Annotated in this window: 23 protein-coding genes; 14 read left to right on the top strand and 9 right to left on the bottom strand. The window is 70.0% G+C overall.

Annotated features, from left to right (window positions below; all coding sequences use genetic code 11):
* Window positions 1-74: 74 nt before the first annotated feature.
* Genes Adu01nite_RS39800 through Adu01nite_RS39790 form a run of 3 tightly spaced genes read left to right on the top strand, consistent with a single transcriptional unit; the run spans window position 75 to window position 2,821 of the window.
* Entirely contained in the window at window positions 75-395 is a 321-nt protein-coding gene (locus Adu01nite_RS39800) for a YciI family protein (RefSeq protein ID WP_203734520.1), read from the top strand.
* A 4-nt stretch (window positions 396-399) separates the two neighbouring features.
* Window positions 400-2,412 (top strand): DUF6596 domain-containing protein, encoded by a 2,013-nt coding sequence (locus Adu01nite_RS48775; protein WP_203734519.1) that lies wholly within the window; start codon window positions 400-402, stop codon window positions 2,410-2,412.
* A 10-nt stretch (window positions 2,413-2,422) separates the two neighbouring features.
* On the top strand, window positions 2,423-2,821 hold the full coding sequence (locus tag Adu01nite_RS39790) for a pyrophosphohydrolase domain-containing protein (protein WP_239133062.1): 399 nt from the start codon (window positions 2,423-2,425) through the stop codon (window positions 2,819-2,821).
* Window positions 2,822-2,824: 3 nt separating this feature from the next.
* On the opposite strand, the gene Adu01nite_RS39785 is transcribed toward Adu01nite_RS39790, so the two are convergent.
* Entirely contained in the window at window positions 2,825-4,084 is a 1,260-nt protein-coding gene (locus Adu01nite_RS39785; RefSeq protein WP_203734518.1) for a benzoate/H(+) symporter BenE family transporter, read from the bottom strand.
* A 70-nt stretch (window positions 4,085-4,154) separates the two neighbouring features.
* Window positions 4,155-6,128, bottom strand: coding sequence for a glycosyltransferase family 39 protein (locus tag Adu01nite_RS39780; RefSeq protein ID WP_239133061.1), 1,974 nt, complete (start codon window positions 6,126-6,128; stop codon window positions 4,155-4,157).
* Between the two features lie 202 nt (window positions 6,129-6,330).
* Here Adu01nite_RS39780 and pgi point away from each other — a divergent pair, with 202 nt between their 5' ends.
* The 3 genes from pgi (at window position 6,331) to Adu01nite_RS39765 (ending at window position 10,461) form a co-directional block, all read left to right on the top strand.
* Entirely contained in the window at window positions 6,331-7,962 is a 1,632-nt protein-coding gene (gene pgi, locus Adu01nite_RS39775) for a glucose-6-phosphate isomerase (RefSeq protein ID WP_203734517.1), read from the top strand.
* 34 nt (window positions 7,963-7,996) lie between these two features.
* On the top strand, window positions 7,997-9,073 hold the full coding sequence (locus Adu01nite_RS39770) for a winged helix DNA-binding domain-containing protein (RefSeq protein ID WP_203734516.1): 1,077 nt from the start codon (window positions 7,997-7,999) through the stop codon (window positions 9,071-9,073).
* 65 nt (window positions 9,074-9,138) lie between these two features.
* Window positions 9,139-10,461, top strand: a complete 1,323-nt coding sequence (locus tag Adu01nite_RS39765; RefSeq protein WP_203734515.1) for a carbohydrate-binding protein — start codon at window positions 9,139-9,141, stop codon at window positions 10,459-10,461.
* A gap of 67 nt (window positions 10,462-10,528) precedes the next feature.
* Here the strand turns inward: Adu01nite_RS39765 and Adu01nite_RS39760 are convergent, their stop codons facing one another.
* Window positions 10,529-11,377 (bottom strand): alpha/beta fold hydrolase, encoded by an 849-nt coding sequence (locus Adu01nite_RS39760; RefSeq protein ID WP_239133060.1) that lies wholly within the window; start codon window positions 11,375-11,377, stop codon window positions 10,529-10,531.
* 36 nt (window positions 11,378-11,413) lie between these two features.
* On the opposite strand from Adu01nite_RS39760, the gene Adu01nite_RS39755 reads away from it, so the two are divergent.
* A complete protein-coding gene (locus tag Adu01nite_RS39755) occupies window positions 11,414-11,947 on the top strand; it encodes a helix-turn-helix domain-containing protein (RefSeq protein WP_203734514.1) in 534 nt (177 codons plus the stop codon).
* Here Adu01nite_RS39755 and Adu01nite_RS39750 read toward each other — a convergent pair.
* A complete protein-coding gene (locus Adu01nite_RS39750) occupies window positions 11,909-12,892 on the bottom strand; it encodes an FAD-dependent oxidoreductase (protein ID WP_203734513.1) in 984 nt (327 codons plus the stop codon). The two genes, Adu01nite_RS39755 and Adu01nite_RS39750, sit on opposite strands and share 39 nt — an antisense overlap.
* Window positions 12,893-13,165: 273 nt before the next feature.
* Between Adu01nite_RS39750 and Adu01nite_RS39745 the strand changes: the two genes are divergently transcribed.
* Complete coding sequence (locus Adu01nite_RS39745; RefSeq protein WP_239133059.1) at window positions 13,166-14,095, top strand: SCO2521 family protein; 930 nt, start codon at window positions 13,166-13,168, stop codon at window positions 14,093-14,095.
* A complete protein-coding gene (locus tag Adu01nite_RS39740; protein ID WP_239133058.1) occupies window positions 14,092-15,108 on the top strand; it encodes a DUF6879 family protein in 1,017 nt (338 codons plus the stop codon). Before Adu01nite_RS39745 ends, Adu01nite_RS39740 begins: the two co-directional genes overlap by 4 nt.
* On the opposite strand, the gene Adu01nite_RS39735 is transcribed toward Adu01nite_RS39740, so the two are convergent.
* From Adu01nite_RS39735 to Adu01nite_RS39720, 4 genes are all read right to left on the bottom strand, one after another.
* Complete coding sequence (locus Adu01nite_RS39735) at window positions 15,093-16,055, bottom strand: SCO2522 family protein (RefSeq protein WP_203734511.1); 963 nt, start codon at window positions 16,053-16,055, stop codon at window positions 15,093-15,095. The genes Adu01nite_RS39740 and Adu01nite_RS39735 overlap by 16 nt on opposite strands.
* Window positions 16,052-16,969 carry an SCO2523 family variant P-loop protein gene (locus tag Adu01nite_RS39730; protein ID WP_203734510.1) on the bottom strand — a complete coding sequence of 306 codons (918 nt, stop codon included), beginning with the start codon at window positions 16,967-16,969 and terminating at the stop codon, window positions 16,052-16,054. Before Adu01nite_RS39730 ends, Adu01nite_RS39735 begins: the two co-directional genes overlap by 4 nt.
* Window positions 16,970-16,971: 2 nt before the next feature.
* Window positions 16,972-18,816 (bottom strand): SCO2524 family protein, encoded by a 1,845-nt coding sequence (locus tag Adu01nite_RS39725; protein ID WP_203734509.1) that lies wholly within the window; start codon window positions 18,814-18,816, stop codon window positions 16,972-16,974.
* 67 nt (window positions 18,817-18,883) lie between these two features.
* Window positions 18,884-19,630 (bottom strand): SCO2525 family SAM-dependent methyltransferase, encoded by a 747-nt coding sequence (locus Adu01nite_RS39720; RefSeq protein ID WP_203734508.1) that lies wholly within the window; start codon window positions 19,628-19,630, stop codon window positions 18,884-18,886.
* Between the two features lie 492 nt (window positions 19,631-20,122).
* Here Adu01nite_RS39720 and Adu01nite_RS39715 point away from each other — a divergent pair, with 492 nt between their 5' ends.
* The 4 genes from Adu01nite_RS39715 (at window position 20,123) to Adu01nite_RS39700 (ending at window position 23,539) form a co-directional block, all read left to right on the top strand.
* Window positions 20,123-20,581 (top strand): DUF4352 domain-containing protein, encoded by a 459-nt coding sequence (locus Adu01nite_RS39715; RefSeq protein WP_203734507.1) that lies wholly within the window; start codon window positions 20,123-20,125, stop codon window positions 20,579-20,581.
* Window positions 20,582-20,933: 352 nt separating this feature from the next.
* Entirely contained in the window at window positions 20,934-22,016 is a 1,083-nt protein-coding gene (locus Adu01nite_RS39710; protein WP_203734506.1) for an LLM class flavin-dependent oxidoreductase, read from the top strand.
* The gene (locus Adu01nite_RS39705) at window positions 22,013-22,627 is read left to right on the top strand and encodes an FMN reductase (RefSeq protein ID WP_203734505.1); all 615 of its coding nucleotides are present in this window, start codon (window positions 22,013-22,015) and stop codon (window positions 22,625-22,627) included. Before Adu01nite_RS39710 ends, Adu01nite_RS39705 begins: the two co-directional genes overlap by 4 nt.
* Window positions 22,628-22,813: 186 nt before the next feature.
* A complete protein-coding gene (locus Adu01nite_RS39700) occupies window positions 22,814-23,539 on the top strand; it encodes a DUF6879 family protein (protein ID WP_203734504.1) in 726 nt (241 codons plus the stop codon).
* 30 nt (window positions 23,540-23,569) lie between these two features.
* Here the strand turns inward: Adu01nite_RS39700 and Adu01nite_RS39695 are convergent, their stop codons facing one another.
* The gene (locus Adu01nite_RS39695; RefSeq protein WP_203734503.1) at window positions 23,570-23,854 is read right to left on the bottom strand and encodes a hypothetical protein; all 285 of its coding nucleotides are present in this window, start codon (window positions 23,852-23,854) and stop codon (window positions 23,570-23,572) included.
* A 518-nt stretch (window positions 23,855-24,372) separates the two neighbouring features.
* Here Adu01nite_RS39695 and Adu01nite_RS39690 point away from each other — a divergent pair.
* On the top strand, window positions 24,373-25,045 hold a 673-nt coding region (locus Adu01nite_RS39690), incomplete at its 3' end, for a 13E12 repeat family protein (RefSeq protein ID WP_203734502.1).

The following is a 25,045-nucleotide window of genomic DNA, read 5'->3' as shown; positions in this document are numbered from 1 at the left end:
GCCATTCCCTGTCGCTATGCTGAGCCGACGCAGGGGTGTCAGCGCTACCGCTCAGCTCAAGCCAAGGAGTCACCATGCGTTTCCTGATGATGCAGAAGCCGACCGACACCGCCCCCGACGAGAAGCTGTTCGCCGAGATGGCCGCCTTCGTCGAGGAGCTCACCGCGGCCGGGGTGCTGCTCGCCACCGGCGGCCTCGAGTCCGGCGGCATCCGGATGTCCTCGCAGGGCGACGAGATCACCGTGACCGACGGCCCGTTCGCCGAGGCGAAGGAGGCAGCCGCCGGTTTCGCCCTGATCGAGGTCGGCTCGAAGGAGGAGGCGATCGAGCTGGGCCGCCGCTTCCGCAAGATCGTCGGCGACGGCGAGAGCACCATCCAGCAGGTCTTCGGCTGACCCCATGCCCGATTCCGCCAGGCCCGACGTCCGCCGCACGATCGAAGCGGTGTGGAAGCTGGAGTCGGCCCGCATCGTCGGCGGGCTGGCCCGGCTGGTCCACGACGTCGGCCTGGCCGAGGAGCTGGCCCAGGACGCCCTGGTCGCGGCCCTGGAACAGTGGCCGGCGGCGGGAGTCCCCGACAACCCCGGCGCCTGGCTGACCACGGTCGCCCGGCGCCGGGCGGTCGACCACATCCGCCGAGCCCAGACCGCCACCGCCCAGACCGCCACCGCCCAGACCGCCGCGGCCGGGACGCTCGCGCTGGAGGAGGAGCAGGACGACGTTCTGCGGCTGCTCTTCGTGTGCTGCCATCCGGCGCTGGAGCGGGACGCCCGGATCGCGCTCACCCTGCGCCTGGTGGCCGGCCTGGCCAACGCCGAGATCGCCCGGGCGTTCCTGGTCGACGAGCCGCGGGTGGCCCGCCGCATCGCCGCCGCCAAGCAGATCCTCGCGGCCGAGGGAGCCGGCTTCACCCGGCCCGGCACCGCGTCGACGGCGGGCCGGCTGTCATCCGTACTCGAAGTCCTGTATTTGATCTTCAACGAGGGCTACTCGGCGACCGCCGGCGAGGACCTGATCCGGGCCGACCTGTGCCGCGAGGCCCTGCGGCTGGGCCGGATGCTGGCCGAGCTGGTCCCCGGCGAGGCCGAGGTGCACGGCCTGGTCGCCCTGATGGAGCTGCAGGCGTCCCGCGCGGCCGCCCGGATCGGCCCCACCGGCGAGCTGGTCCTCCTGCACGAGCAGAACCGCGGCCGCTGGGACCGCCTGCTGATCCGCCGGGGCTTCGCCGCCCTGCTGCGAGCCCGCGAGACCAGCAGCCCACCCGGCCCCTACGTGCTGCAGGCCGCGATCGCGGTCTGCCACGCCCAGGCCCCCACGGCCGAGGCAACCGACTGGCACCGGATAGCCAAGCTCTACGACGCCTTGGTGCGGCTGCTCCCCACCCCGGTGGTCCAGCTGAACCGAGCAGTGGCGATAGGCATGGCCTACGGCCCGGAGTTCGGCCTGACCGAGGCGGACGCCCTCCAGAGCATCCCGGCCCTGCGCGATTACTACCTACTCCCCGCGGTCCGCGGCGACCTGCTGTCCCGCCTGGGCCGCCCCGCAGCGGCCCGCCGCGAGTTCGAACGAGCCCTGCTGCTGACCCAGAACCGCGCGGAACAGGAGTTCCTGCACCGCCGCGCGACCGAGATGGCCGGCCAGAACAAGTCCCCGGCGGCGGCGGATGCCGCTGCGGCCGTCGATGCAGAGGCAGCTGCCACTGCGGAAACGCTCGGAGAGGCAGCGGCGGCGTTCCTGGCCAAGGGCGGCCTGGACCCGGCCACGCTGCGTTCTTATCGGCAGACCTTCACCCGGCTGCGGCGGGCGCTCGGCGACAGCCTGCTCATCGACGAACTGACAGCCGACGTCGTGGCGACGGTGTGCACGACCGCGTGGGGGAGTGCCGCCCCGAGAACGTGGAATCGGCATCGAGCCACCATCCGGTCCTTCGGGGTTTGGTGCGGCCGTCCGGAGATCGCGACGGAGCTGATTCGCCGCGCGGAGAAGGCGTCGCCGCCCGGCGGTGGCCTGCCCGCGGCCGGCCTGTCCGGCGCTGACCTGACGGCGCCGTGGGCGGACTCCCGGCACCCGCTGCGGGAGCGGGTCTTCTGGCTGCTTCTGCATGAGTCGGCGGCGCCGGTGAGCACGGTTCTTGCCCTCAACGTCGAAGACCTGGACCTTGACGATCGACGCGCGCGGGTGGGCGGCCGATGGGTGACCTGGCGGGCTGCGACCGCTCGGCTCGTGCCCGACCTGATCGCGGGGCGCGCGTCCGGGCCGCTATTCCTCACCGCTCGGCGGCCGGCCCCGGATGCGCCGGCCGACCGCTGCCCGCACACCGGGCGGGCCCGGCTCTCCTACGAGCGGGCCGAATACCTGTTCAAGCGGGCCACCGGGCACACGCTGAAACAGCTGCGGACCGCGGCCCGATAGGGTGCCGGTCGTGAGTGAGTCGCCGCGGCGGATGGTCCGCGAGTTCCATGAGGTTTTCGGTCTGGCCCATCCCGATCGCCCCGGCCCGATCTCGCCGGAGCTGGCAGGGGTTCGCCAGCGGCTCCTCGACGAGGAGGTCGGCGAGGTGGCTGAGGCTGCGGCGGCGGCCCAGCTCGACCCGTCGCCGCAGCGCCTGGCCGACCTGGCCCGTGAGCTGGCCGACGTGGTCTACGTCGCGTACGGCACCGCGATCAGCCATGGCATCGACCTCGACGCCGTGATCGCCGAGGTGCACCGGGCCAACATGAGCAAGCTCGGCGCCGACGGCCGTCCGATCCTGCTCAACGGCAAGGTCCAGAAGGGCCCCAATTTCCGCCCGCCGGATGTCAGCGCCCTGTTCAGCCACTGACGGCTACGGCTGACCACCGGCAGCCCCGGGCCCGGAGGCCGATCCCGGCGCGGGGGTCGGGACGGGTGCTGGTGCTGGTGCCGGGGCGGCCGGGCGGGAGCGGAAAGCGCCGGTTGCGGCGGCGGTCAGCAAGCCTGCGACCAGGCCCCAGAAGGCGGAACCCACGCCCAGGAGCTTGAGGCCTGAGGCGGTGGCCAGGAAGGTCACCACGGCTGCCTCGCGCCAGCGGTCGTCGGTCAGGGCCGAGGTCAGGGAGCTGCCGATCGTGCCGAGCAGGCCGATGCCGGCGATGCCCAGGACCAGGGCGGGTGGCAGGGCGGTCAGCAGTGCGCCGACCGTGGCGCCCAGCGCGCCGATCACCAGGTAGAAGATGCCGGCCCAGACGCTGGCCAGGTAGCGGCGGCGCGGGTCGGGGTGGGCCGCCGGGCCGGTGCAGATGGCGGCGGTGATGGCGGCCAGGTTCAGGCCGAACGCCCCGAACGGGGCCAGCACGAAGTTGGTGGCGCCGGTCCAGCCGATCAGCGGGGAGACCGGGACCTGGTAGCCGTCGTTGCGCAGGACGGCCACGCCGGGCAGGTTCTGCGACGCCATCGTCACCACGAACAGGGGGAGTGCCACGCCGATCGTGGCCTGCCAGGAGAACGCGGGGGCGGTGAAGATGGGTTTCGCCCAGGCCAGCTGGATCTCGGCCACGTGCAGGGAGCTCGTGATCGCGGCGACGGTGACGCCGGCGGCCAGGGCGGCGAGCACGGCGTAGCGGGGGACGAAGCGCCGGCACAGCAGGTACGTGGCGAACATGGTGAGGACCAGGGCCAGGCTGTTCTGCATCGAGGAGAACAGGCCGATGCCGAACTGGACCAGCACGCCGCCGAGCAGGGCCGCGGTGAGCGGAACCGGGACGCGGTTCATGATCCGGGCGAACCAGCCGGTCGCGCCGGACACGGTGATCAGCGCGGCCGAGATCAGGAACGCGCCGGTGGCCTCGCGGAGCGTCACGCCGTCCAGGCCGGTGGCCAGCAGCGCGGCGCCGGGGGTGGACCAGGCGGTGACGATCGGGGCTCGGTAGCGCAGGGACAGGCCGATGCAGGTCAGGCCCATGCCGACGCCGAGGGCGAGCATCCAGGAGGCGAGTTCGGCGTCGCCGGCGCCGGCCGCGCGGGCGGCGCTGAAGACGATCGCGGCCGAGCTGGTCACGCCGACGATCGTGGCGAGCAGGCCGGCGGTCACGGCGGAGAGGGGCGCGGCCCTGGTCAGGACGTTCATGTAAGGGGCGATGCTAACGGAGGAGCCCCGCGCCTTTTCCGGCGCGGGGCTCCAGTCGTGACGGGGTGAACTAGCTGGTCGCCGTCGCGGTGAGGTCGTAGACCGTGGTGCTGCCGACGGTGGTGGACGTGTAGTGGGCGGCCACCCAGGTGGCGATCTGGGAAGCCTCGGTGGTGCTGCCCCCGGATCCGCCGCCGCCCATACCGCCGCCACTGGCGATGAAGTAGTGGATCTGGCCGGCCGCCACGTACGCCTGGAACTGGGCGAGGGTGGGGCTGGCGTCGCTGCCGTTCCAGCCGCCGAGGGCGATCACCGAGGTGCCGCTGTCCAGCTCCAGCTCGGCGGCCGAGGTGGCGCCGCTGATCGCCGCCGACCACTTGGTGGTGCTGGCCTTGAGCAGGGCGGTCAGCTCGGTGCTGCTGGTGCTGCCACCCATGCCGCCACCGCCGGGGCCGCCCTGGGTCGACGTCGAATCGGTGGCCGAGGAGCTGGACGACCCGCTGTCGCTTGAGGAGCTGCCCGGCGCGCCGGTGCGGTTGGTTGCCCCGCCACGCGTACCCATGCCTCCCATCCCGGATTGGCCCGACGGACCGGAGGTGGGAATCGAACCGTTATGGGCGACGGTGGCGGTCGAGGCCGCATAGGCGGCGCCGGAGGCGCCTGCCGTGAGAATCGCGGCAACCAGCGCAACCACCGCGAAGCCCCGCAGTTTCTTGGCCGGAAGCAGCAGCACCAGGGCGAACACCACGCCGAGGGCGAGTGACGCCCAGCGCAGGGCCGGCAGCCAGTCGGCCCGGCCCATCAGGACCGAACCCCAGACCGCGGTGGCCAGGATCATCGCCGAGAGCAGGGCGCGGGCCCAGGTCTTGGCGTGGTAGAGCCAGAGCACCCGGCCGCCGATGGCCACCATCGCGGCGATCGCGGGGGCGAGGGCGACGGTGTAGTACGGGTGGATGGTGCCGCTCATGTAGGAGAACGTGATGCCGGTGACCAGCAGCCAGCCGCCCCACAGGATGACGCCGGCCCGGGCCCGGTCGGTGCGCGGCGCCGTCCAGGTCAGCGCGAGCACGGTGACCAGGGCTATCAGCGCGGCCGGCAGCAGCCAGGAGATCTCGGTGCCCATCGAGCTGCCGAAGAGCCGGCCGATGCCGGTGGCGCCGCCGAAGCCGGTGTTCTGGCTGCCGCCGCCACCCCCGCCGTTGCCGCTGCCGCCGAAGATCCGGCCCAGGCCGTTGTAGCCCAGGGCCAGCTCCCACAGCGTGTTGTTGGTGGAGCCGGCGATGAACGGCCGGGAGCTTGCCGGCCAGAGCGAGACCAGGGCGATGTACCAGCCGGCCGAGGCGATCAGGGCGACGCCGGCGATGAGCAGGTCGCGGATGCGCTTGCCGAGGCCGGTCGGCGCGGCGATCAGGTAGACCAGGGCGAAGGCGGGCAGGACCAGGAACGCCTGCATCATCTTGGTGAGGAAGCCGAAGCCGAGGAGTACGCCGGTCAGCGCCAGCCACTTCCACGACGCCTTCTCGACCGCCCGGACGGTGGTGTAGGCACCGGCCGTCATCAGCAGCACGAGCAGGGCGTCGGGGTTGTCGTAGCGGAACATCAGCACGGCGACCGGGGTCAGCGCGAGGGCCGCCCCGGCGAGCAGGCCGGCGTTCTGGCCGAACCAGCGCTTCACCGACGCGTACAGCAGGTAGACGCTGGCCACGCCCATCAGGGCCTGCGGGGCGAGGATCGACCAGCTGTTCACCCCGAAGATGCGGGCGGACAAGCCCATGATCCACATCGCGGCGGGCGGTTTGTCGACGGTGATGGCGTTGCCGGCGTCCAGCGAGCCGAACAGCCAGGCCTTCCAGCTCTGCGCGCCGGCCTGGGCAGCCGCCGCGTAGAAACTGTTGCCCCAGCCGGAGGCGCTCAGGTCCCACAGGTAGAGGACCGCGGTCGCGGCCAGCAGGACCAGGACCGGCCATCGCCGCGCGCGGCGTGGCGGTGGTGGGGATTCGTGCCGGGGTTCAGCTGCCCGCGGCCGTTCCATCAAGGTCGTCATGGAACCCAACCCTGAGGCGGGGTGCTACGTCCGCTCTGTGCTCCGACTGTGCGGATTCTATGAGGTCTTCCGACCCGGTCCGGAGGCCTTCATGCCTGTCATGCGACGGTTCGCCGACCCAGTGGTGAACTGATCGGTGGTCCGCTCCGTTTCATGCCAGGATGAGGACGAGAGTCCGGGTTCGAGCGGAGAGACAAGGCCAATGAGCGAACACGTTTCCGACAGCGCCGAGTGGCAGGACCTTCAGGGCCACGCCGAGAAGTTCTCGGCGGTCCATCTGCGCGACCTGTTCGGCAGCGAGCCGGGCCGCGGCGAGCGCCTCACCGCGACCGTCGCCGACCTGACCGTGGACTACAGCAAAAACCTGATCACCGACGAGGTGATCACCGCGCTGCTGGCGCTGGCCGACCGGGCCCGCCTCAAGCCGCGGATCGAGGCGATGTTCGCCGGCGAGCACATCAACGTGACCGAGGACCGGTCGGTGCTGCACACCGCGCTGCGGCTGCCGCGCACCGCGTCGCTGGTCGTGGACGGCCAGGACGTGGTCGCCGACGTGCACGAGGTGCTCGACCGGATGGGCGCGTTCAGCGACCGGGTGCGGTCCGGCGACTGGACGGGGCACACCGGCCAACGGATCAAGACCGTGGTCAACATCGGGATCGGCGGGTCCGACCTCGGGCCGGTGATGGCGTACGAGGCACTCAAGGCCTACAAGTCGCCCGAGATCGAGTGCCGGTTCATCTCCAACATCGACCCGACCGACCTCTACGAGAAGACCCACGACCTCGACCCGGAATCGACGCTGTTCATCATCGTGTCGAAGACGTTCGGGACGCAGGAGACGCTGACCAACGCGACCGAGGCCCGCAACTGGCTGCTCGCCGGGCTCGGCGGCGACCAGGCCGCGGTGGCCAAGCACTTCGTGGCGGTCAGCACCAACGCGCAGCGGGTCGCCGACTTCGGCATCGACACCGCCAACATGTTCGGCTTCTGGGACTGGGTGGGCGGCCGGTACTCTTTGCCCTCCGCGGTCGGCCTGTCGGTGATGGTCGCGGTCGGCAAGGAGCAGTTCGCCGACCTGCTCGCCGGCTACCACACCGTCGACGAGCACTTCCGCACCCAGCCGCTCGAGTCGAACGTGCCGGCCCTGCTCGGCCTGATCAACGTCTGGTACGACACGTTCCTCGGTGCCCAGTCGCACGCGATCCTGCCGTACTCGCAATATCTGCACCGCTTCGCCGCCTACCTTCAGCAGCTCACCATGGAGAGCAACGGCAAGTCGGTGCGCCTGGACGGCTCGCCGGTCGGCTTCCAGACCGGCGAGGTCTACTGGGGCGAGCCCGGCACCAACGGCCAGCACGCCTTCTACCAGCTGATCCACCAGGGCACCAAGCTGATCCCGGCCGACTTCATCGGGTTCTCCCAGCCCAACCACGACATCGGCGGCATGCACGACCTGTTCATGTCGAACTTCTACGCGCAGACCGGTGCGCTGGCCTTCGGCAAGACGCTCGAGCAGGTCAAGGCCGAGGGCAGCAGCGACACGGTCGCACCGCACCGGGTCATGCAGGGCAACCACCCGACCACCACGATCGTCGCGCCGAAGCTGACGCCGGCCGTGCTCGGTCAGCTGATCGCCCTCTACGAGCACATCACGTTCACCCAGGGCACCATCTGGGAGATCAACTCGTTCGACCAGTGGGGTGTCGAGCTCGGCAAGGTGATGGCCAACCAGCTCGCGCCGAAGCTGACCTCCTCGTCGGCCCCGGCGGACGACGACGACTCGTCGACGAACAACCTGATCAAGCTGTACCGGGCCGGCCGCGGCCGCTGATTTTCTGTCGTACCCACGGCCTAGGGTCGTTCTCATGGATGCGAGGACGGCCCTGGGCCTGCGGATGACCAGCCTGCTGCTGCGCGGCGGCGGTCCCACCACGGTCGAGGGCATCACCTCGTGGTTCGGCGCCATGCAGGCGCAGGACGTCAACAGCGTGCTGTGGTCCCTCGGCGCCCGGCTGCCCGGCTGGTCCCTGACCGACGTCAACAAGGCCCTCGAAGACCGTTCCGTGCTGCGCACCTGGCCGATGCGCGGCACCGTCCACCTCGTCCCGGCCCGTGACGCGCACTGGATGCTCGACGTGATGGGCACCCGCTCGCTGACCGGCGTAGCGAAACGCTGGGATTACCTCGGCCTCGACAAGGCGACCGCCGAGAAGGCGATGGACCTGCTCGGCTCCGCCCTCGCCGGCGGAAAACGCCTGACGCGAGCCGAGTGCCTGGTCACCCTCACCGACGGCGGCGTCGAGGTGACCGGCCAGCGGGGCTACCACCTGCTTTGGTACGCGTCGCAGCGCGGCGTCACGGCCATCGCGCCGCACGTGGGCAAGGACCAGACATTCGTGCTCCTCGACGAGTGGGTCCCGTCGCCGTTCACGCCGTCGCGCGAGGAGGCCCTGGGCCTGATCGCCCTGCGTTTCTTCCGGAGTCACGGCCCGGCCACCCGCAAGGATCTGGTCGGCTGGACCGGTCTGACCATGGGCGACGTCAAGACCGGCATCGGGGTCGCGGGAGACGCCCTGGTCACGGTCGACGTCGAAGGCGTTGAGATGATCATGGCCGCCGATCTTGAGGAACTGCCGGACACCGCATGGCTCGCGCTCCCGGGCTTCGACGAATACATGCTCGGCTACAAGGACAGGTCCCTGATGGCCTCCGCGTCGGACCTCGCGGCGATCATCCCGGGCGGCAACGGCGTGTTCCAGTCCACCCTCGTGCGCAGTGGTCGAGTGGTCGCCACCTGGAAGCGGGTGCTGGGGGCGAAGGGGGTCACCGTCACCGTCCTGCCGCTCGTCCCGTTCAAGGCCGCCGACCATCGCAAGGCCGCCGCGGCCCTGGAGCCGTTCGCCCAATTCCTCGGCGTCCCGCTAATAGTTAAGAACCCTTGATATTTACGAATGTGAACGCCACTATGTGAGTGCCGCGGGTCACGTTCGTCTTGAAAGGGGCAGCCATGGGTGTCCGTCGTCGGGTGTTGGCGCTGGTCGCAGGGTTGGCGGTGACGACCGGGGCGGTGGCCGTGGTCCTCGCCGGCGAGAGCACGTCGTTCGCCGCGGTCGCCTGCTCGGGCACCGTCTGGACCGAGGGGCCGACCTACACGGCCGGCCAGCAGGTCACCTACAACGCGCATCTCTACCAGGCGCTCGTCACGCACACCGCCTACGTCGGCACGGGCTGGAACCCGGCCGCGACGCCGTCACTGTGGAAGGACCTGGGCGCCTGCACCGGAACCCCGACGACCGCTCCCACCACGACACGGCCGACCACCACGCCCCCGACCACCACACCGACCACCGCACCGACAACCACGCCGCCGACCGGCTCCACCTGTGCGGTCAAGTCCCGGCCGGCCGGGAAGGTGCTGCAGGGTTACTGGGAGAACTGGGACGGCGCGTCCAACGGCGTGCACCCCGGCCTCGGCTGGATCCCGATCAACGACAGCCGGATCGCCCAGCACGGCTACAACGTGCTCGCCGCGGCCTTCCCGGTGATCCGCTCGGACGGCACGGTGCTGTGGGAGAACGGCATGGACGCCGGGGTCAAGGTGTCCACCCCCGCCGAGATGTGCGCGGCCAAGGCGGCCGGCGCCACCATCCTCATGTCGATCGGCGGCGCTGCGGCCGGCATCGACCTCAGCTCCAGCGCCGTCGCCGACAGGTTCGTCGCGACCGTCGTGCCGCTGCTCAAGCAGTACAACTTCGACGGCATCGACATCGACATCGAGACCGGCCTGACCGGCAGCGGCAGCATCACCACCCTGTCCGCCTCGCAGGCCAACCTGATCCGCATCATCGACGGCGTGCTCGCCGCGATGCCGTCCAACTTCGGCCTGACCATGGCGCCGGAGACCGCGTACGTGACCGGCGGCAGCGTCACCTACGGCTCGATCTGGGGCTCCTACCTGCCGATCATCAAGAAGTACGTGGACAACGGCCGGCTGTGGTGGCTGAACATGCAGTACTACAACGGCTCGATGTACGGCTGCTCCGGCGACTCCTACTCGGCCGGCACCGTGCAGGGTTTCACCGTGCAGACCCAGTGCCTCAACAACGGCCTGACGATCCAGGGCACCACGATCCGGGTGCCCTACGACAAGCAGGTCCCGGGCCTGCCCGCCCAGTCCGGTGCGGGCGGCGGTTACATGGCACCGTCGCTGGTCGCCCAGGGCTACCACAGCGTGAGCGCCATCAAGGGCCTGATGACCTGGTCGATCAACTGGGACGGCTCCAAGTCCTGGACCTTCGGTGACAACGTGAAGTCGCTGCAGGGCCGCTGACCCGGCCCGCAACCCCCGGCGCCGTCGCCCCGGCCGCATCCCCCCGCGGCCGGGCGGCGGCGCCGGCCTATCCCAGCCGGCCGATCAGCTCGCGCAGGGCCGCGCCCACCTCGGCCGGCTTCTCGACGTGCGCGTACTGGTGGGTGGCGCCCTCGATGACCCGGTGCTCGCCGCGCGACACCGACGCGGCGATCCCGGCGTGCAGCTCCCGGATGCCGGCCAGGGTCTTCGCGACCAGCTCCGGCGACCCGTAGGCGGCCCAGGCCGGATTGCCGGCGCCGGCGGTCAGCACGGTGATCGGCACGTCCGGCACCGGCCCGCCGTGGCGCACCTCGTCGTACACCTCGGACTCCAGGTTCGCCGCCTCGTACAGCCCGGTCCGCCAGTGCGTCAGGTGATGGTCGACGAGCTCCTCGCGGACGTCGGCCGGCCAGGCGGCCAGCAGCGCCGCATACGCCTCCCGCGCGGCAGCGATCTGCTCCGGCGTGAGGTCGGGCAGCTGCGCGGGATCCGGTTTCATCCGGTCGTTCAGCGCCGCCGCCTCCGGCGGCAGATGCGCGAACAGGTCCTCGTGGCCGGGATCCAGCAGCAGCATCCCGGCCACGTCGGCCGGGAACAGCTGCGCGAACCGGCGCGCGTAGACCGCGCCCATCGAATGGCCCACCAGCACGTACGGCCCGGGCAGCGGCAACGCCGCGTGCAGCTCGCCGGCCACGTCGGCGGCGCTGCGCGGCAACGGCACCGGATCACTCCAGCCGGTGCCGCCACGGTCGTAGAACACGTGGGTGACCCCGTCGGCGACCGCCGCGAGATTGAGGTAGTCGAGCCCGACCAGACCGGCGCCCGGCAGATAGACCACCGGCGGCCCACTCTCGCCGCGCAGATGGAACGCCAGCCCCCGCAGCATTGTTCTCATGGCTGCGAACATTAGCAGTCGTGCGAACATTACGGAATGGACCCCGTCGAGCTCCTCCTGCACCCCGTCCGGCTGCGGATCGTGCACGCGCTGTCCGGCACCGGCCGGACCGTCACCACCGCCCAGCTGTGCACCCGGCTGCCCGACGTCTCCCAGGCCACCGTCTACCGGCACGTCGGCCTGCTCGCCGACGCCGGGATCATCGAGGTGGCGGGGGAGCAGCGGGTGCGCGGCTTCGTCGAGCGCAGCTACCGCCTGGTCCGCGCCCGGGCGGTCGTCGACGCGTCCCGGGCGGCCTCGGCCACCGTCGACGAACACCGGCAGGCGTTCGCGACCGCGGCCGCGGTCCTGCTGGCCGAGTTCGGCTCCTACCTGGACTCCGGCGAGGCGGACCCGGCGCGCGACATGGTCGGCTACCGCCAGCACGCGATCTGGCTCAGCGAGCAGGAGCGCGACCGGCTCATCGCCGGCCTGCGCGAGGCGATCCTCCCGGTGCTGGCCAACGAGCCGGCCGCGGAGCGTACGCCCTACCTACTCAGCCCGATCCTGTTTCCGCTCCCGGCCGAGTAGACCCAGGACGATGTCGGTCACGTCCTCGGCGCAGCCCCACGACAGACTCACCCCGGCCCCGCTGTGCCCGTAGTTGTGCACCACGTGCCGGCCGTCTGCCTCTTCGTGCTCCAGGCGGATCTTCGGGCGGGACGGGCGGATGCCACCGCGGTGGCCGACCACCTCGGCGTCGCGGATCCAGGCGAAGATGTTGCCGCAGCGCTCGATGATCGCCGTGGCCACCGCCGGGTCGGGGGCCGGGTCGGCGATGCCGGGCTCGGCGCTGCCGCCCAGCAGCACCGTGTCGCCCTGCGGCAGCAGGTAGACCATCTCGCCCAGCTCCGGGGTGTGCTCGGCGAAGAAGTCGGTCATCCCCGGGTTGCGCACCGCGACCAGCTGGCCCCGGATCGGGGTCACCTCCGGGTCGGGCACCAGGTCGTGCGCCCCGGCGCCGCTGCAGTTGATCAGGATCGGCGCGTCGGCCTCGGTCAGGCTGTCCAGGTGCCCGCCGTACTCCAGGGTGCTGCCGGTCTCCCGGACCAGCTGCTCGAGGTGGGCCAGGTAGGGCGGCATGTCGATGATCGGCGCCCGGTAGTGCCAGCCGTGCACGAAACCGGCCGGCAGGTCACCCGGCTCGCACTCGCGGTAGCCGGGCAGGCCGCGCGCCCAATCCGGGGTGATCATCGGATCGCGGGACGCCTCGATGCCGTCGACCAGGCGTACACCCGGAAAGCCTTTCTCATGCATCTCGGAGAACACGTCGTAGCTGCGGGCCGCCCAGACGCCGACCCGCGGGTGCTCCGCGTAGATCGGGTCCCAGATCGCGCCGGCCGCGGCCGAGTTCGTATGGCCCGGGGCGTCCTCGGCCCGGATCCGGACCCGCAGGCCCTGCTGGGCCAGCCGGTAGCCGGTGGTCAGGCCGGACACACCGGCGCCGACAACGAGGACATCGGGGTCGGAGGGCACGTTTTCGACGCTAACGGTGATCGATGCAAGATCGTACAGTGTGAGGAAAATCTACGGCGACTGAAGACAACGGCGCTTCTGCCTTGTTCGTAGTCCTCGTGGGATGGTAGGAACTATGACCCATCGTCCTCGGTTGATGACTCACGGTGTTGCAATCGGCCGACCTTTGGGTTCCAATCGAACGGCTGGCGTCATGCGGCCAGGGACGCGCCGCTGATCCGTTCCGTGGCCGTCGAGGATATTGGGGGCCTTGGCGTGCTCATCGTTGGTGAGGTGCAGACCGGACTTCTGCGCGGGGGTGGTCCGGTGCCCGGCGATGTCGCCAGCACCCTGGTGGATCTCGTGGCCGGTGAACCGGTCCGGATCTCCGAACGACCCCGATCGCACGTGCGCGCCCCCGACAAACCGGTCGGCGTCGACTGCCCGCTCGGCCCGCCCGGCCCGGCGCGGCGGGTGCGCGGCATCGGCACCGCCTGGCAGCGGGCGGCGATCGTGGACGGTCACGTGGTGCAGGGCTCGGCGTACGCGACCGTGGTCCCCGCCGACGGCAGCAGCCGCCGCCCCTGGTCGCACTACCTGTCCCGGCCCGGCGTCATCGAGAGCGTCGGCCGCACCCGCTGGCCCGAGCTGGCCGGCGCGTTCGCCGTCGCGCAGCGCGCCCCCGACACCCTCGACCTCGGCGGCGTCGCCCGGCAGGCCGCCGACCGGGTGCAGCACAACCTGCGCGGCGCCGGCCGCCCGCCGCTGCGCGCGGCCCGCACCGGCCTGCGCTGGGTGGTGCTGGTCGAACCGTGCGACCCCAGCCCCGGCGGCATCCGCTTCGCGGTGCACGGCGACGCGCTGCGGGTGCTCAGCTTCAGCGTCGCCGAGGCCAGCGCGTCCCGGCTGGCCGCGATCGCCGAGGACCTCGCCCTGCACGACTGGCTGATCACCGTGATGCTGGAGGTCACCCGCAAGGCCGCGATCGGGGTCCTGCCGCGCGAGGAGGTGATCGCCCGGCTGCTGCCGGCCATCGACTACCTGCTGCATCTGTGGTTACCGCGGATGGCCGACGACGAGCTGGCCCGCGCGCTGTGGACGGTCCTGGAGAGCCGGGTCGGCTTCAGCCGGCAGTGGGACCTGCTGGTGCACCGGGTCCGCGACCAGCTGTCCGCGGGCACGGTGGCGGCGTTCTCCAGCTTCTCCTCGGCGATCCGGCAGTGAGCGGCGAGAAGGCAGCGAGCGGCGACGTGGCCGCGAGCACCGAGACCCGGCCCACCCAGCTGCGGGAGTCCTCCAGCGTCATCCGCACCGCGATGGTGACGGTGGCCAGTGGTGGCGTCACCTTCCTGATCACCAACGGTCTGCACCAGGACACCAGCATCTCGATCATGCTGTCCATCCTGATCGGCGGCATCGCGCTGATGGTCCGCTTCCTGGTCGACTTCGAGAAGCGGCTGCTCGCCGTCGAGCAGCTGGAGAAGGACGGGATGGCCGACGTCAAGCGGCTCATCGGCGACGCCTTCGGCGAGATCAGCGAAGCGACCGCACTGTTCGGCCTGATCGAGGCGTCGGCGCTGCAGACCGACCTGGTCACCCAGCTCGTGCGCAACTCGACGCAGATCTCCCCGAGCTCGCCGCCGATCGTCTACCAGTTCGTCCAGGCCAAGATCAAGGAGATGTCGGAGTTCCTCAAGCAGCTCGCCGAGGGCGGCACCGCCACCTACTACGGCGAGGACCGCGACTGGCTGCTCGGGCTGACCCGGACGGCCACCAAGAGCATCGACGCGATCAGCATGGCCGCGGTCGACCACGACCTGTGGCAGAGCGAGATCGGTCAGCGCTATCTCGACGCGCAGCGCCGCGCGGCCGGCGACGGCAAGCGGGTCCGGCGCATCTTCGTGCTCGACGAGCCGGAGATGGCCGACGACCCGATGCTGCGCCGGGTCTACGAGGAGCAGCGCGACATGAAGATCGACGTACGGCTGCTCGACTGGAGCAAGGTGCCGACCCCGCTGCGGGTGCAGGTGCGCGACCTGATCGTCTTCGACGACATCCTGGCGTACGAGACGACGCCGACCACCGGTGACCCGAGGCGGGCGCAGGTGGCCGAGACCCGCCTGGTCCTCACCAGCTCACGCGTCAGCGAGTGCGCGCTGCTCTTCGGGGAGCTGTGGGGTGTCGCCCGCGAGCTGCAACCGCTGGAGCCGGTGCACGACGGTCACAGGAACGCGTAGGAGATCCGCCCGACCGGCTCGGCCGGCAGCTCCAGGCCCTCGCTGCGGGCCCGCCCGGACACCTGGCCGTCCACCGCCGGCTCGATCCACACCTGGCCCAGGATGGTCCGCACGGCCAGCTCGATCGGTAGGAAGCGGCTGTCCAGCGGGGTGAACGTGCGGTAGGCGCGCAGTGCGGCGGCCCGCGGGTTCAGCTGGATGATCGCCGGCATCTCGTCCCAGTCCGCCGACAGCGCGGCCGGGTCGGCGACCGGGACCGGCTCGGCCACCGGCCGGCCCAGGTGCCGCAGCAGGCCGAGCCGTTGCAGCTGCCAGACCGCGGCCAGGAACGGGCACGACCACAGCCGGTCCTCGGCCGGGCCGCTCCACAACTCGACGTCCACGAAGATCGAATGGTTCTGCACGGCGCTCTGCCGCGGCGGCCGCCACCGGCTCGGCCCGGACATCGCCGACACGGTCGCCGCGGGGGAGCGCTCGCCGTTGCTGAGCCAGCCCGACTCGGTGGCCGGCGGCCGGCCACCGTTGACGCCCTCGGCCGGCTCGTCGACCAGATGCTCCTGCACCAGGGTGGCCAGGTCGACGTCGCCGGCCCGGGCGCAGCCCGACTCCCGCGCCACGTAGTCGATCTCCAACCCGGCCGACCCGGCCGCCGCGACCAGCGCCCCGACCACCTCGGGCGGGCTGGAGAAGCGGGTGAAGTAGTCGTCGATCAGGAAGCAGGTGCTGATCCGCGGGGTGCGGCGCGGCCCGACCAGCGCGGTGGCCTGGTCCACGGCGGCCTGCGCCCACGGCGCGACCCGCCGGAAGTGCTCGCGCAGCCGAGCCTCGCCAGCCCGGAAGTCTTCCATGTAGAGGTGGCCGAGCTCGATGGACAGGTGCGACAGGGCGACCGACTGCACGACCGGGGAGGCGCTCTCCTCGGTGAACAGATCATCGGCCGTCGTCACAGGCCCTCCCACGCGCTCACGTCGACGATCTTCTTGGCCAGCTCCTCGAGGGCGTTGACGGTGCGCTCGTTGGCGGTGCGGTGCAGCCACACGTCGTCGTTGGTGAGCAGCTGCTCCTGCCACTGCAGCACCGGGTCGAGCGGGATCTGGCCGAGCAGGTGCACCCGGCCGACCTTGTGGGTGGAGGCGAGATCCTGCAGGCGCTTGTTGCAGACGTCCAGCCACGCGAGCTGCTCGCCGCGCAGCCCGGCCTGGTCGGCGGCGGACGGGTCGAGCACGGCGGTGCGGACGTAGCGGATCTTCTCCAGCAGCTCGCCGCGGTTGTGGCCGTGCAGCACGCCGGTGTCCAGGATGCCCTGCGGGCCGTGCACCAGACCGCCGGCCGCGACGATGTGCTGCCTGGTCCAGCGGTGGAAGACCACCCAGCGGGCCTCGGTGTCGCGCAGCTGCGGCCGGGCGGTGGCTTCCAGAACGATCTCGGTGGCGTACGAACGGCCGGCGCTCAGGTCGACCAGCACCAGTTCGTACGTCTCGTCCAGGCGGACCAGCAGGTCGACGCAGCGCTGGACGACCTCGGGGGAGGACGGGAACTCGCCGCCGCCGCGGTCACCGGGCACCAGGGTCAGCCGGCCCGCACCGGCCGGCCGGTTGCGCAGCGACTCCCGCTGCGTCTCGGCCCAGATGTTGATGGTGCGCGGCTCCGGGATGCCGCCGGCCAGGTAGGTGTGCATCCCGTCGCCGTTGGTGCCGGCCTGCACCTCGGACAGGTCGAAGATGGCGCCGGAGGTGGGCGAGCCGAAGTCGAAGTCGAGGTAGCAGGCGTCCTTGCCCTGCAGCGCCTGCCGGTAGGCCAGGTTGCTGCTGGTCACCGAACGGCCGGTGCCACCCTTGTCGGACGTCGCGAAAATGATCATTATCAGGTCATCTCGACATTCGCCTTGCGGGCCGCGGACAGCCGGTCCAGCTTGCGCAGCACCTCCTCGGCCACCGCCACCGCCACACCCGGCCGCTCCCGGTAGACCGTGCGGGCCCGCTTCAGCTCGGCCCCGATCCGCTCCAGATCGATCCGCAGCGTCTCGCCGCGGGTGGTGGTGCCGTTGAGCAGCTCCCGGTCGTAGAGGTGGTCGGCCTCGTTGAGCAGGTCGGCGGCGATCTGCAGCAGCAGCTCACTGCGCAGCGGCAGCTCGTTGATCACGCCGGCCGCGTTGACCAGACAGTCGACCACGCGCTTCGTGTAATACCACGAGACCTGGCTGACGCCGTTCGGCAGATACGAGAAGGCGCCGGACGCCCAGTCCCACAGGCCGTGATCGTCACCGTGCCGGATGACCCGGTCGTTCAGGTGCTGCCAGATCGAGTCGGACAGGTCGAGCAGGCGGCTGCGGGTCGGCCCGTCGGTCGTCATGCTGGCCAGGTTGAGCGTCCGCTTGAACAGCGTGGGCGAGATGTCGGCGACCGTCCACTGCAGGATCGGCCCGCCGCGGGCATCGCTGCCCTCGAGCGGGAAGTGCAGGCCCGGATAGTGCACGCCGACCGCCGTCTCCGGCTCGGTCGAGCGGCGGGTGATCCGGCTGCGATTCGCCAGCTCCTCCAGCACGTCGGCGACCCGGCGCATGTTCGCGTTGGTGGCCCGGACCGCCATCATGTTCTGCATGACCATGCCGCTGATCAGCAGACTGAAGTAGTCGAACTCGATGCCGTCGGTGGCCCGCCAGGGCAGGTCCTCCAAGGGCCAGCGGCCGGAGCCGAACGTCGCGATCGTGGCCCAGTAGGAACGGGTCAGCTCGAACCGCAGCTGCAGCGACTGCGCGAGACGGGACTGCTCCGGGTCGAGCAGGCCGAGCAGCCGGGTGCGCTCGGAGGAGAGCGCCTGGATGGCGTCGAGGGCCACGGTGGTGAAGTAAAGATACGGAGCGTTCTGCGCCACGCCCTCGCGCTGCTCGCCCACGTCCGCCGTCGTCTCGATCTTCGGCGCGTCGTGCAGCACGCCCCACGACCAGCCGCACTCGAACAGGCGGTTGGGATTGTCGAGCTCGTTGCCCTCGGCGGCACCGGAACCGATGGTGACGTCGTCCCGCAGCCGGGCGTTGATCTCCCGCAGTGCCGAGCGCAGCTCGTCGATCACGACGTGGGCCGGGCGGCGCTCCTGGTTCACCGTGCGCAGCAGCTCCTGACCCAGCCTGCTCTCCACGGTGAACACGTTGACCGCGAAGCTGCGCAGCAGGCCGGCCATCGCCGCGGACAGCCGCCGGTTGGCCAGCCGCTCCACGTCGTCGACCTGCTGGAGCAGCGCGGGCCGGGTGACCACCTGGCGGAAGGTCTTGGTGAAGCCGATGATCGCGAGCGTCAGCGTCACCGAGATGGAGAACGAGTCGACCACGTCGAAGTCGAACTGCTCCTGCTCGATCTTCTCCGCCGGCACCTCGGCGCTGAAGTAGCTGCCGCCGGAGAAGATCGGCGTGCCGTCCTCCGCGGTATAGCGGTTGAGGTATTCGTTCAGGGCGCGCAGCAGCCGCTGCGGGATCTGCAGGTTGTCACCGAGCGGCTTGAGCGCCTCGAGGACGTCGTCGGTGACCGTGTCGGGCTGGTCGAGGCGGAACAGCGGGATCTCGGTGGCTGGCGCCATGATGCAGAGCAGCTGCTCGGCGTCGCTGATCGAATTGCTGCCGCCGAGCCCGTCCGGGGTCCACATGTCGTGATACGAGACCCGGGCCGTGGCCCGCCAGATGTCGAGGAGCTGTTGACGTGGCTTGATCTGCATCGGCTACCCATCCGTGGGTCTGCGTTGTCAGCTCAGAGTTGCAGCCGGGCGCTACTTACTCCGACCGTTACTTCTTCCGGCCGGTGGCGACCATCATCCCGCAGTAACCGTCTCGGAGGTCGTCACTGGCCACGGTCTGAATTTCCAGCCTGCGCGCAACGGGGTCAAGAGCCTCGCGGATGTCTTCCTCGCTGACCGAGCACGCCGGGAACCGCTTGTTGCCGACGAAGTAGCCCGAGGAGTTGCGCATGAAGGCGGCCGCGAACGGGGCGCCGGACACCAGCGAGTCGACGAACAACCGGGTGGCGCGGCGGAACTCGTCGTCCCGCGTCGTGATCGACTCGGCCACGAAGAACATGGTGCCCAAGTTGTACCGGTTGGGGCGCAGGTCGAAGACGTTGCCCTTGGTCACCTCGGCCCGGTCGGCGAGCAGTTCGAGCGGGCGGGTGATCCGGTCGTAGTGCCGGCGGCCGCTGGCGATCTCCGCCCAGAAATCCGACCACGAACTCTGCGGCTGCTCCAACGAGTGACTCAGCCACTCCCGGTTGGAGTACGCCCTCTCGAAGAGCGTCACGCGGAAGGAGTACGGCAACATGGCGAGCGCCGGGTAGAAGTTGGTGCCCGACCCGACGTCGATCGCGTGGCCGATGAACTTGTCCGGAAGGCTGGCCCCGAAGAAGTCGGCGATGATCTTGATGATCGCGGCGTCGTCCCAGCGAAGCGTGCCGTAGTTGTGCGCGAAGTAAGCCTGTGAGTCGAAGAGGTCCCAATCGACATCCTCGTTCCCGACCGGGTCGACGACATGGTCGGCCACCGCCGCTGCTACTGCGACGTGTGGGTCCTCGGCTGCCTCGGGCACAGGTATCCTCCGCCTCTCGGGGATTGGTTCAGCGGCCGAAGTTGCGAGAGGCGCGCAGAGTCGGCTGGTTCACTCAGGGTAACCCCCAGCCTAGTCGCGCGCACTCTTCGGGCGCTCGCGGTTTGCCGCATGCACATTAGGACATCGACTTGCGGTAGGAAATACGGCGCGAGGGTGTCGTCCGGATCAGAATCCGACTGTTATCACCCGTGACCTCCGGACCATGGCCTATATGGCTGTCCAACGTCGCCGTTGTTACGTCATCGTTGCCGACGCAATAATCTGATGTATCCGATCATCCGGTCCAAGGTCGTCCACATGGGCCATGCGCGAGATCAACATTCGTCGTTGGGTACTCGCATGACCTACCGCACGACGATGCCGTCATCACACTCCGTGCATCCCGGGCCCGGCCGAACCCGCGGCGTAGTGATTACCGTGCTGTCCGTGCTGCTGCTCGGCGCCGGCGCCGGCGCGTGGTATTTCTTCGGCGGCGGCGCTGATGACAGCGAACCGGTGGCGCTCGGCGGCGCCGGGCGCGACGGCGACTTCGAGTTCGTGGTGTCCGGAGTGAAGTGTGGAACCCCCACGGTCGGTAGCGGCGCCGCGGCGATCCGGGCCCAGGGCGTCTACTGCATCGTCGGCATCCAGGTGGCCAACCGCGGCGCCGCGCCGAGGCGCTTCGACGGCAGCGCCCAGAAGGTCCTCGACAGCAGCGGCACCGAGTACACGAGCGACACCGGCGCCGAGCGTCAGGCAAACCCCGTCACGTGGTACGAGGCTGTGGTCCCCGGCGAGGCGGTCAAGGGCCAACTGGTCTTCGACGTCCCCGCCGGCACGAAGCCCACCGAGATCGAGATGCACGAGACCCTGCTGTCCGCGGGCGTCCAGATGAGGCTCGCCTGAGTGGTCTGCTCTGACCGTGACCCGCCGCCGGTCGCGAAAGGGGCGCAACGGCCCGGTGTTGCAGGTGGCTTGCTCTGAGCAGCGCGGGACATATCCCACCGCGTACCTATAAAGGCTTTATTTCCGTCTTTGGGCGGCGATGATGGCGGCGGTGATCGCGCCCAGGGCCAGAACTACGACGAGACAGCACAGCAGGTGCCACGGCTTGATCGCTCCCATGCGGGGCACCCTATCGATCTCCGGCAAGCGGGTGTGACGCGCACCGCAGCGCAGGTTCTTTGAATTTGAAATAGTTGACCGGGCAAGCACGTTGTGCGGGGCAGTCGGTACGGCACCATCGAAGGAGCGGGTCATGCAGTTCGGGATCTTCAGCGTCAGCGATATCACCACCGACCCGACCACCGGTCAGACCCCGACCGAGGCGGAGCGGATCAAGAACATCGTCACCATCGCGAAGCATGCCGAGGATGTCGGACTCGACGTGTTCGCGCTCGGTGAGCACCACAACGAGCCGTTCTTCTCGTCCTCGCCGACCACGACGCTCGCCTACATCGCGGCCCAGACGTCGACGCTCCAGCTGAGCACCGCCACCACGCTGATCACCACGAACGACCCGGTGAAGATCGCCGAGGACTTCGCGATGTTGCAGCACCTGTCGGGTGGACGCGTTGACCTGACGCTCGGTCGCGGCAACACCGGACCTGTCTACCCGTGGTTCGGCAAGGATATCCGAGCCGGCATCCCGCTCGCCATCGAAAACTACTCGCTCCTGCACAAGCTGTGGCGCGAGCACACCGTCGACTGGCAGGGTAAGTTCCGCACGCCGCTGCAGTCGTTCACCTCGACGCCGCGGCCGCTCGACGAGGTCCCGCCGTTCGTCTGGCACGGCTCGATCCGCTCGCCCGAGATCGCTGAGCAGGCCGCCTTCTACGGTGACGGCTTCTTCGCCAACCACATCTTCTGGCCGGCCTCGCACACCCAGCGGATGGTCGCGCTCTACCGTGAGCGGTTCGCCCACTACGGCCACGGCGACCCCGACCAGGCCATCGTCGGCCTCGGCGGCCAGGTGTTCATGCGCAAGAACAGCCAGGACGCGGTCAAGGAGTTCCGGCCGTACTTCGACAACGCCCCCGTCTACGGTCACGGTCCGTCGATGGAGGACTTCACCCGGGAGACCCCGCTCACCGTGGGTAGCCCGCAGGAGGTCATCGACCGCACCCTCGGCTTCCGCGAGTACGTCGGCGACTACCAGCGCCAGCTGTTCCTGATGGACCACGCCGGCCTGCCCGTCAAGACGGTCCTCGAGCAGCTGGACCTCCTCGGCGCCGAGGTCGTGCCGGTCCTGCGCAAGGAGTTCGCGGCGCTCAAGCCGGCCCACGTGCCGGACGCCCCCACCCACGAGTCCCTGCTCGCGGCGAAGAAGGTAAACGCATGAACCAGCGTTCACTGGCGGTAGTCAGCGCCGGCTTGAGCCAGCCGTCGTCGACCCGTCTGCTGGCCGATCAGCTCGCAGCGGCGGCCGTCACCGCGGCCGCCGCGAGCGGCATCCAGCTCACGGTAACCGTCATCGAGCTGCGCGATCTCGCCCACGACATCGCCAACAACCTGCTCACCGGCTTCCCGCCGGCCGCGTTGAAGGAAGCGCTCTCCGCTGTCGAGGCGGCGGACGGCCTCATCGCCGTCACTCCGATCTTCACCGCGAGTTACAGCGGCCTGTTCAAGTCCTTCTTCGACGTACTCGACAAGGACGCCCTGGCCGACAAGCCGGTCGTGATCGCCGCGACGGCCGGCACCGCCCGGCACAGCCTCTCCCTCGAACACGCCCTGCGCCCGCTCTTCGCCTACCTGCGCGCCGCGATCATCCCGACGTCGGTTTTCGCAGCCAGCGACGACTGGGGCGCCGACTCGGCCGACGGCACGCTGCGCTCCCGCGTCGACCGCGCCGCCGCCGAGCTGGCCCGCGAGCTCTCCCGGCGAGACCCGGTGTCGGTAATCGACCCGTTCGCCCTGACGGTCAACTTCGAAGACCTTCTGAAAAACCCATAAGAGTACGGGCTGCACGAGTCCCGTGTTTCACGCAGCGACCTGCGTGAAACACCGGGCCGTTGCGCCACTTTCGCGTGCCGGGGCGGTTCCGCAGGGACCGCCCCTTTTCGGTGATCGTGCACGGGCATTGCACACACGGCGTGACTGCGCTGTGATGGTACGCATTGTCGTCGCCGGGGGGTCACCGTGCGTATAGGACTGAAGCTTCTGGTTGCCGTCGTGGCCGGCGCCCTGACATATGTGTTCACCGGCATCGGTGATCAGCAGATCCTGTGGCGTGCCGCCGTGGCGGTGGTGGTGGGCGCATTCGTGCTCGTGGCCGAGCTGATCCTGGAGGCGGCCGAGGCGTCGCGGCGCCTGGAGCTGGCCCGCCCCGGCTCGTCCCGGGCCATTCCCGAGCCTCCGCTGGACGGCCTCCGGTCCAAGAACGACCCCGACTGGCTGCTGGGCCTGACCGGTTCGGCGTCGGCGAGCATCGACGCGGTCACGATGGCGTCGTTCGGCGAGGGCGAGTTCTGGACGAGCGACCTGGGCCGGCAGTATCTGTCCGCCCAGCGGGCGGCGATCGACCGCAACGTCCGGGTCCGCCGCCTGTTCCTGCTCACCGAGCGGGTCCCCGACCCGTCCCGGCTGGCAGCCTTGCTGGAGCCACACCGGACGATCGGCGTCGAGACGAGGGTGATCCGCCCCGACGACATCTACTTCCTGCACCAGACCGACCTGGAAGACTTCATCATCTTCGACCAGAAGGTCAGCTACGAGTTCCACACCGCCCGAGTCCTCGACGACAGCGTGACCCCACCGATCGCGAGCGTGGCCCTGGTGGTCGACCCGAGGCTGGTGAAGAAGCGCCAGGAACGTTTCGAGGAGTTGTGGAGCCACGCAAGCGCGGTGACGACCCCATCGAAGTAGCCGCCGGTCCTGCCGCCCCGGCGTCTGGTGTCACCCGCCCGCCTCGAAGTGACGAGCGGCCGCCCTCCGTGACTCGATCACGGTCGACCCCGGGTAGTAGGAGCGGTCAGCCCAGACGTCGCGGTAGTAGCAGTCCCAGTAGCTGGCGACGCGCTGCCGGGTCAGGTCGATGAACTCCGAATTGTCGGCACCGAACCTCCCGTACACGTCGTACATCCGAGTCCCCGTGATGTCGACCTCCACGAGACTACGCCGAATGTCCAGCAGAAGGTCCGCGACATACTCGCCGACCAACTGCACAACGAACGGCGCCACCCACGGACGGCCCTCACCGATGATCGATCCCAGGTGGCGCCGGCGAACCCGCCCGTCATGGTGGCGCGTGTGGAGGCAGTGCGTGATGATCCGCTGGGTCTCCGGCAGCGTAGCCAGGTCGGCGGCATCCAGTTCCGGCCCGTAGCCTCCGGCAATAGCACCCCGAGGGCGTCAGCGTCGCCGCGCAGCGCACGGGGAACCGCATCGATCACCCACATGCCGGCGACGGTACGGCGGGAGCCGCCCCCAGCGCCGACCGTCGGACAGCATGCGCTGCCGGTGAGCACGCTGTCCCGCCGCCTGCGCCAGGCCGCCCAGCTCGCACTCCGATCGAGTCACGCGCCGCACCTCTCCAGCCAAGTCGCTGAAGGGCCGCACTCGCTCCGGCCGGCCGGTTCCGGCCGTGCGGTCGAGGCTCCGCATCTGCGGTTGGCCGCTGTTCGCAGATGGTGAATGTCGATCTACAGGGTGGCTCCGGCAGGCCGAAAACTGTCGTACAGGTGTTCCAAAATGGTCCCATGTTGGCCGACCTGCAGCAGCTCAGCGACGAGACAGCCAAACTCGCCGCAGCACCGCTATGGCCACTGACCGACCCTGAGCTCACCGACTGCCTGCACACCGCCTACCGCCTCGAACAGATCGCCGCCACCCTGCAGGCCCGCCTCGTCCACGAAGCCACCACCCGAGGCCTGCCCACCACCCAGGGCCACCGCACCACACGGTCCTGGCTGCGTTCCCAGCTCCGCATCGACCCGCAACCAGCCCGGGAACTCGCCGACCGCGCCACCCTGCTGCACCACCACCCCGCCATCGAACAAGCCCTGCTCGACAGCCACCTCAACGCTCGTCAAGCCACCGCGATCGCCACCACCCTCGAAGCCATCCCGCGCGACCTGGCCAACCTCGACCAGACCGGCCTTGACCAGGCCGGATCCGGACCGGTCGATCCGGGTGAGAGCGCCCGGATCGTGGACCAAGCCCAAAACACCCTGATCGAGATGGCCGCCCGGTTGCCCGCCTTCCAGCTACGCCGGGTCGGCGAACGGATCCTCGCCTACGTCGCCCCACACCTGGCCGACCAAGCCGACCAAGCCGCCCTCGCCCGCCAAGAAGCCCGCGCCCACGCCCGCCGCAGCTTCACCCTGTCCGCGCCGGTCAACGGCATGATCCACCTGCGCGGGACCCTGGGCG

The sequence above is a fragment of the Paractinoplanes durhamensis genome (genome assembly GCF_016862175.1).
Taxonomy (GTDB): Bacteria; Actinomycetota; Actinomycetes; order Mycobacteriales; family Micromonosporaceae; genus Actinoplanes; species Actinoplanes durhamensis.
This window is presented reverse-complemented; position numbering and strand designations above follow the sequence as displayed.